At 40.5% G+C, this 8,133-nt stretch carries 6 protein-coding genes and 1 pseudogene; 2 read left to right on the top strand and 5 right to left on the bottom strand.

Going from position 1 to position 8,133, the window contains the following annotated elements:
• Nucleotides 1–143 precede the first annotated feature (143 nt).
• Nucleotides 144–842 (top strand): hypothetical protein, encoded by a 699-nt coding sequence (locus CXF78_RS08220; protein ID WP_011636000.1) that lies wholly within the window; start codon nucleotides 144–146, stop codon nucleotides 840–842.
• 102 nt (nucleotides 843–944) lie between these two features.
• Here the strand turns inward: CXF78_RS08220 and CXF78_RS08215 are convergent, their stop codons facing one another.
• The 5 genes from CXF78_RS08215 to CXF78_RS08195 all read right to left on the bottom strand — a co-directional run bounded on the left by CXF78_RS08215 (nucleotide 945) and on the right by CXF78_RS08195 (nucleotide 7,180).
• Nucleotides 945–4,811, bottom strand: a complete 3,867-nt coding sequence (locus tag CXF78_RS08215) for a S8 family serine peptidase (RefSeq protein ID WP_102036487.1) — start codon at nucleotides 4,809–4,811, stop codon at nucleotides 945–947.
• Between the two features lie 292 nt (nucleotides 4,812–5,103).
• Entirely contained in the window at nucleotides 5,104–5,565 is a 462-nt protein-coding gene (gene asnC / locus CXF78_RS08210; RefSeq protein WP_011636002.1) for a transcriptional regulator AsnC, read from the bottom strand.
• A 100-nt stretch (nucleotides 5,566–5,665) separates the two neighbouring features.
• A complete protein-coding gene (gene rluA / locus CXF78_RS08205; RefSeq protein WP_059747559.1) occupies nucleotides 5,666–6,343 on the bottom strand; it encodes a bifunctional tRNA pseudouridine(32) synthase/23S rRNA pseudouridine(746) synthase RluA in 678 nt (225 codons plus the stop codon).
• 94 nt (nucleotides 6,344–6,437) lie between these two features.
• A complete protein-coding gene (locus CXF78_RS08200) occupies nucleotides 6,438–6,728 on the bottom strand; it encodes a hypothetical protein (protein ID WP_011636004.1) in 291 nt (96 codons plus the stop codon).
• Nucleotides 6,729–6,760: 32 nt separating this feature from the next.
• Nucleotides 6,761–7,180 carry a hypothetical protein gene (locus CXF78_RS08195; RefSeq protein ID WP_011636005.1) on the bottom strand — a complete coding sequence of 140 codons (420 nt, stop codon included), beginning with the start codon at nucleotides 7,178–7,180 and terminating at the stop codon, nucleotides 6,761–6,763.
• 576 nt (nucleotides 7,181–7,756) lie between these two features.
• Between CXF78_RS08195 and CXF78_RS08190 the strand changes: the two are divergent.
• A pseudogene (locus tag CXF78_RS08190) lies at nucleotides 7,757–8,133 on the top strand (2-hydroxyacid dehydrogenase); the annotation flags it as partial.

Here is an 8,133-nt window from a genome sequence, read left to right as displayed (position 1 = left end):
ATGAATCATGTCTTTATATTTATTTAGTTCTCTATCGATACGACATGGTTTGTTTTTGCACGTATACAGTATTGCGATTGTACATGTTGGGTATTAGTTTGACCTGTCTTCGTCACTTTTGACGCTTATAAGAAGGAGTTTCCATGCAAGCACAATTTAATGTTCAAATTGGTTCTTTTCGTAAAATCAATAAGATCCCGAATGCTTGGTCAAATGAAGACTACCTTCAGTTGATGGCTATTATGGGCTTAGATGATGGCCTAGAAGGAATGGAGGCTACTGAACTTAGAGAAATGTGCATGATGTCTCTAAATGATTTAGAGGCCAATGAAGCCGCTAAAATCGTCTTGACGCATTTATTCAGTGAATTGACTGAAGGGAAAATTGATCAATTAAGTAATGACATGATCGGTGACAGAATGTGGGAAGAATATTCTGATTGCTTGCTCCATGAAGGTTTTTTTAGCGCTTATGCCTTATTGAGAGAAGCATTTAATGGTGTTTTTGCCGAGCCTACTGGTGTTGAGTTTATGGTTAATGTCACAGCAGCTGACGCAGCAGAGCTAACTATTTTTGATGAGTCATTACATGCATCAATGGTACGTCTTCTCGCATCTGGGCTATCTCCCGATGCGCTCTTACATCGATTATATGAAGACCAAATTACCGGTACGCAATTTCCAGAAGCCTTAGGGATATTGTGGAAGCTAGAATTAGTATCAAGTGAAGGTTTATCTCGTCAGTTTAAGATGGTGAGTTCAGATTTCTGGTTTGGGAAATTGGCGAATGTAGAGCAGTTTGAAGCTTCTGCTCATGCTGATGAATCGGATGAAAATGAATAACTAACGCTACCTAGTTTCATATTTTTATCCCATAAAAAAACCAGCTGAGAACAGCTGGTTTTTTCTTACATTAATTTGGCAATGCCAAATTAATGATTACTATTATGAGTGCTTACGACGACGTAATGCAGCTAATGGAAGTAATAGTGCAGTTAACCAACCCATAGAACCACCAGAAGATTGCTCTACTTCTTCGGTGACATTAATGGTTGCTGTACCCGGTGCACTTGTCAGCTCACCGTCAGATGCGGTTACTGTGAAAGTGAAGGTGTCATCACCAACTGGAGCAGTAAACAGAATTGATGGACCACCGTTAGTAAAGCTAACACTCTTACCACCAGTTTGAACCCAATTATAAGTTAAAGCATCACCATCGATGTCTTTACCATTTGCTTTTGCTGTTACTACGAATCCACCAGCGCTATTCATTCCTGAAGGCGCAACCGTTGGGGCATCATTAACGTTATTAACAGTAATAACAACTTGTGTAGGCGTACTCAAATTCCCTTCTTCATCAGTTGATGTATAAGAGAATGTATCGGTGCCAGTGAAGTCTGCAGTTGGTGTATAAGTAAATGCACCATCTGCTGCTAACGTCAGTTCGCCATTAGTCACTTCATCAACAAGAACAACAGTGTCTAATTTTCCAACAGGAGACACATCGATTAAGCGTTGAGCCTTAGCCGTCATGCCATCACCCGTTACTTGAGTACGAGCTACTTTTTGGTCTGGCTTAGTATCATTATCTAATACATTACCTTCCATAGAAGTATCTTCATCAAGTGAAGGAGCGTCAGCTTGGCCGAAGCTAAACTCAGTAACCATTGCTTTATAAGCAAGTTCAACACTACCTGCTGTAGTTGATTTAACTTCTACCCAATCATCATTTGTAACAGAAGTACCTACGCCATTATAGTAATGGGTTGTACCTATGCTACCACTGATGTTTTCAGCGCCAATCGTTACGTTAGCTGGCATACCTGGAATATCGTAATAATTGAATGTGACTTCTTCAGTATCGCCAGTTTTTAACCACACGCTAAAGCTATACTGATCACCTGAAGGATCGCCCCAAAGTTGCGCATCATTCCATTCAACAACTAAGAATGAAGCTGTTCCAGTGCTAACGACACCAAGAGAGATTGCTCCACCACCAGTATCGCCAACTGTACCATCACTTAAATCAAAATCTGACCAGAATGGTGCAAGGATATTATTTGGATTTGAGCTATCAGGTAGTTCTTTATTAGCATAAGTGCCTGCAGTTGAACTATTACCAGGAATGACTATGCCGTTATCCGAAATAGTGATTGCTGTATAAGTTTGTCCATTGTACTTATAAGCTGGAACTGTAAATACAAATGTAGTTTCATCACAACCGTCTAAACAAGCAGGTGTTTGACTTAAGCCAAGAGCGGTAATATTAGGATATGTACCTGTGCCACTAGTCGTGACCATTTCAGGTAAATCCATTGAACCAACCCAAGTGATAACACCCGTGTTTTCATCAACTGATAGTCCGTTTTGCGAGGCGCCGTTCAGGACCACAGATACATCATCTTTTGATGTAAGCTTAGTGCCTTTAGGAGTCGTAGCCGTCAGAGTTACCGTGTTTTCAAACATAGTGTTATTCACAACAGATTTTATTGTGAAAGGATCTGCAACAGAAATATCAGTGTCGGTTGTAAAAGCTGATATTAATGATGAATCACTTGATTCTTTAGCGAGTACAGCCAATGGAAGGTGAGCATTTTGCTTTCCTTCAGTGCTGCTAATCATGACATTACCGAAAATCCAGTCACCATATTCACTAAATGTTGAATCAACAGTGACAGTGAAGGTTGCTGATGCACCCGCTTCAAGTTCAAGTGTTGAAGGTGAAATCATTAGGCCTGCAGTACCAGAACTTGCAGAAAGCGCCCAAGATGATTTTTCATCACTCTTGTTGTAAACCGTACGAGTAAAGGTACAGATACCAACACATGAATCTGCAGCTATAGAAGGCTTATCAAATGTTAACACTGCTTTTGCTGCAGCATCTAAATCCATACGACCCGCACCCATAGCAAAAGGTGTTGCTGGTGTTGATGAGTCGTCATCTAGGATGCCGTCCATTTTAGATGTAGATGTTAGCGCGGTCTTAATATCAGTTGCTGACCATGTAGGATGTAGCTGACTTAAAAGCGCTGCTGCACCTGCAACATGTGGACTAGCCATACTAGTACCAGAAATCATATTAAAGTCTTCTCCACCATCATCAGGTGAGAAGGCCGATAAAATGTTAGTGCCTGGAGCAGCTAGGTCTGGCTTGAGAATATTTTCATTACCATTTGGACCACGAGAGCTAGATTCATTGATAGAATCTGCAAGACCACTTGCCATGATACGTTTAATGTCAGCGCCAATAGTACCTTGAGTTGCGGTATCACCCATTGAATCTAAAATCGCCATGGCGTCATCTTGGCCGATCATAACTGAAGGGAAGGTAATACCCGGCACTGACATGGTGATTGGTGCACCAGCACGGTTGTTATAAACAACAACGGCAGTTGCGCCAGCAGCTTCAGCGTTAGTTACTTTATTGCTAAAGTTACAAGTACCACGTGAAATCAGTGCTATACCATCTTTAAATGAATCTGCAGCGAATGGTTCACAACCTTCAAAGTTTTCGGCATCAATATTGAGTGCTGAAATAACAGTTCCTGTGATGTCCATATCAATTTCAGTATCTGAACCTGGAATCGCTAACAAATCATCACCACCAGTATTGAAGCTGTTAGCGAAGTAACGACCTGTAGTGCTGTTAGCCACTGTGATACCAGACTCAATACAACCAGGGCAACCTACTGTTTTTGCTGCATTACCATCATTACCCGCAGCACTTACCACTACAATGCCTGCAGCTTCGGCAGCTTCAAACATCGTTTTGTATGGGCTACTTGAAGGATCTGCGCCAGCGCCACCACCCCATGAATTGTTAATGACATCTGCGCCATCATTAACAGCATGCTCTAATGCTTCCATTAACATGATGTTAGAACCACTGCCACCAGTACAGTCAGCTTTAGAATAAAGTGCTTTGTAAGCCATTAAATATGCAGCTGGAGCAACGCCTGATAATGTAACGTCAACACCTTGGAATGTTGTTTCTACTTTGTTACCAACCGCTGTACCAGCAACGTGAGTACCATGACCACCAAATCCTAGTGGGCTCATGTATTCATCTGGACAGACTTGGAAAGTAGGTTGCGACCAACGTGCAACAATCAGTTTGTCGTTACAAAATGAACTATCAACCGTTGAACAGTAGTCATCTGTTGGCATCATACCTGTTGGCGCTTCAAAACCTTCTCCTGAGAACATTGGGTTTTCAGGACGAATACCACCATCAATAATGGCAACTCGGATACCTTTACCAGCGTTTTCCATGCCATCTACAGCATTCCACATAGCTTCACTGTTGATTATTTCATGTGAAGCATCCATGTTTATTTCGTACACTGCTTCAGGATATACAGAGATAACTCCTGGAATAGCCATTATTTGTTCAACAGTTAACCCTTGGCCAACAATCGTGACACCGTTAAATAATGTTGTAAATTGACGCTCAACTTTAGCATTTGAAGCAACCTTTGAAAGGGCTTTTGTAAATGCAGCTTGCTCGGCCTTAAGATGAGACGCATAACTCTTAACTGGAGCTGATTGAATGTCTAATTTGCTATTTTTATCTTTAACAGCGGTAGAGGCATAAGTTGAAATACCACCTTGATATTTTGCAACAGCTGGTGATTCTAGTTCAATGATATAACGCTGAGGAGCTTTGACATCGTTAATTTTTACTGCAGGTTTTTTGTTATGGTCAGTTGAAAGCAGTTCAATGCCTGCATGGTTAGAGCTATATTGAGTATTTGCATAAGTAGCACTTGATATTAGTGCTGCCGAAATGGCTAGGGCTAATTTTGTCTTCACAACTTCTTCCTTGTTTTTAGACACCACTCAATTTGAGGGGGATATCGCTGTAACACGATGAATATTAAGTGATGGTGTTTATAATATTTTCGGTTTTTTGCTGCACTCTATGGCACATCAGTAGCATTTGTAGCACAAAGATTTAACAAAAGTAACACTGTAACTTAAAAAATTGGCAATCAATTGTTAATAAGTATGTGCGGGTTTGTGATTGACGTTGTGTTATTCACTAGTGGGAGTTGACAATTTAGGGGTTGATGCAGGGCTTGAGGGCTACTTAGCCCTCCATGATCTATGGCTTTACAGATCTTACGATGGGATTTTGTAGGCTAATAAGTGTTTCAGTAGACTGGATTTCATCAATAGACTGAATACGATTAATCAGCACATGCTGCAATCCATCGATAGATTGGCACATTACCTTTACAAATACCGAGTAATTTCCGGTGGTGTAATACGCTTCCACTACTTCTTCTAATTCATTTAGCTTGGCAATAGCAGCGGGATAATCGCCAGCACTCTTCAAGTTGATACCGATAAAACAGCAAACATCATAACCGAGCGCTTTGGGGTTTACGGTAATTTGCGCACCAGTAATAATGCCAGCTTGTTTCATTTTTTCAACGCGAACATGAATCGTCCCAGCACTGACATTAAAACGTTTCGCCAGTTCCGCAAAAGGTGTTCTGGCGTCTTGCATAAGTGCGGTGAGAATATGATTGTCTAATTCATCGCGTTGAAATGAGCTATCCACGGTATAAAGCCTAATAAACCATTAATTAGCTATAAATCTACGACTTTCATTGCATAATAGCTACTAAAATTAACATGGTTATTAGCAATGTTTAATTTTGTTATTGATCAGCCGTTGGAGTCATGAACGTGACGGGTGACTCAAAATGCATTACTTGCTGAGAGTAAGGATGAGTTATCGATAATGCCGCTGCATGAAGGAGTAATCTAGGTGATAAGCTTTTTGCTAAAGGATCGGCATAAAATCCATCACCCAGAATAGGGTGGCCTAATGCCATCATATGAACTCGAAGCTGATGTGAGCGTCCAGTAATAGGAGTGAGTTTGACTAATGTAGACTTAGCACCATAGCTCACGACTTCAACTAACGTCACCGAAGGCTTACCAACTGTGTGGTCGACTTTTTGTTTGGGTCTATTAGGCCAATCACAAATTAGTGGTAAATCGACTTTCGAGATATTGGATTTCATATGACCAGCCACTCGAGCAAAATAGGTTTTGGCTGTTTCTCTATCACGAAATTGACGTTTTAATTCTCGTTCAGCACTGCGCCGTAGTGCGACGACAATGACTCCAGAGGTTGCCATGTCTAATCGGTGCACAATTTGTGCATTTGGATGTTCAGCTAAAACTCGAGAATAAATACTGTCATGGTAAATAGCTTCTCTTCCTGGAACCGAAAGTAGTCCAGAGGGCTTGTTTGCGACCAGAATATCCTTGTCTTGATACACAATATCTAACCAAGGGGTGGTAGGTGGGTTGTAAATGAAATCAGCCATAGTTGCTCTCGTGAGTCAATTCGCGGCAAAGATACCGCTAGGGCTTATGATGTGCAAGTATAGAATGGTATTGCTGGGAGACTAAAATAACGATTTAAGAGAATGCATTACCGTTGACGTGCATGATGGTGAATGTCCACACTACAAATGCGAGTGGGATATGTACCAACGCATAAAAGCATTGATCAAGACGGCTCATGCCTTTTGCTTGCCAAATTAAATATAGATGCGCACCAATAACTGTCGGAAATAGCGCTAACAATGGATAAAGTGAAAATGGACTGGCATCAGTAAAAATGGCATGAGTCATCAACGCCCAAACTACCATCAAAGCGGTAGTCATTGGCGGCATAGCAACGCGATATTGATCTGGGTAAGGGAACATCCCATGTCCTTAAAGTCATCTGTTGTGGCGTATTAGCCTTTTATTTCTTTTTTGCTCTGAATCACTTTTCGATGAACTACCGAGTAATGGCGTAATCCAGCAGGTCCGTGAGATACAATAACAGATAATAAAATAATAAAGATGACTAATTCAGAATGACACTGACTTATTTGAATAAAAAAACCTAGCAATATCACTTTTAGTAGGGTTAACACTCCTTTGAGTTGTATCAGCCAGCGCCAATCTCTAATGATTTCCCAACTCATTAGTAATACACCGGATATGATTGCAACAAGCCAATAATTCAACCATAGAGATAACTCAAGATTAAATATTATGCCACCACCACTGCCCACTACACCAATAATATGTAGTGCTCTGAGTGCAGTTTTGCTTATCCGTTCAATCCAAAATCGACGGTCTGATACTGGCAAGTTTTTTTTCTGATTCATAGTTTCGTTGTTAGATTAACATTGCGATAACACTAGCAATGTTAACTCGTGAAAACAGTGATGGGTACAGCAATTCTTCTCATTCTCAATAGTGATTATTCAATTTATTAAGTTAACGCCTTAAATAGATATTCTTTGCCATGTGTTCTTGCAATTTTCGTATAGCTTAAGAAGTTAATTCTCTCTTGAGTATTCGCGGATCGTGAGAAGAGAATATGTTGATGTAAGAATGCAATCTACACTCGTTATTTTAGCTTTTGGCGGTATCACAGGAATAGTGAATGCGGCTCCAGATAACTTGGCTGAATCCATGTTGATATGGGTAAGATATGGATGATGTTTATAACGTCAATAAGTTGTTTTTTTATTGGCGTTACAAGCAAACTATACAGCAGAGTGATTATTGTTGTTGCTATTCGCAAGGCCTAGCCTGGATCACAATTTCATCTTTATCCCGTGTGATATTGACGACAATAACTGTTAATTCACATACAATTAACTTCTGTTTTGAGCGCGACTATTGCGGTAAATCGTTGTAAACGATCGCGATAGCGCCATTAACGCATTTGGAGCCTTATGAGAATTGGATTTTTTAGCGCAAAGCCTTACGACATCCGCCATTTCAATAGTATTAACGAAACCTTTAAGGTTGATATTGAATTCTTTGATTACCGACTTTGCATGCAAAACGTAAAATTAGCAGAAGGCTATGAAGTTGTGTGTGCGTTCGTCAACGACTCTTTATGTGAAGAAGTGTTAGTTGAGTTGGCAAAAGGCGGTACAAAAATTATTGCCATGCGTTGTGCCGGTTTCAATAATGTTGATTTAATCGCTGCCGAGCGACTCGGTATGAAAGTCGTTAATGTACCAGCATATTCACCTGAGTCAGTTGCCGAGCATTCGGTGGCCTTAATGTTGACCTTAAATCGTAAAATTCATAAAGCTTACCAACG

Origin of the sequence: Shewanella sp. 11B5 (genome assembly GCF_002836795.1) — a bacterium.
GTDB classification, from domain to species: domain Bacteria; phylum Pseudomonadota; class Gammaproteobacteria; order Enterobacterales; family Shewanellaceae; genus Shewanella; species Shewanella frigidimarina.
The sequence above is the reverse complement of the archived record's forward strand: the minus strand, read 5'-3'. Positions and strand labels throughout refer to the sequence as shown.

Excerpts from the sequence above, each read along its gene's own strand:
- CXF78_RS08220 (WP_011636000.1), top strand. The coding sequence starts at position 144 with ATGCAAGCACAATTTAATGTTCAAATTGGTTCTTTTCGTAAAATCAAT.
- rluA (WP_059747559.1), bottom strand. The coding sequence starts at position 6,343 with ATGGCTGATTTCATTTACAACCCACCTACCACCCCTTGGTTAGATATT.
- CXF78_RS08200 (WP_011636004.1), bottom strand. The coding sequence starts at position 6,728 with ATGTTCCCTTACCCAGATCAATATCGCGTTGCTATGCCGCCAATGACT.
- CXF78_RS08195 (WP_011636005.1), bottom strand. The coding sequence starts at position 7,180 with ATGAATCAGAAAAAAAACTTGCCAGTATCAGACCGTCGATTTTGGATT.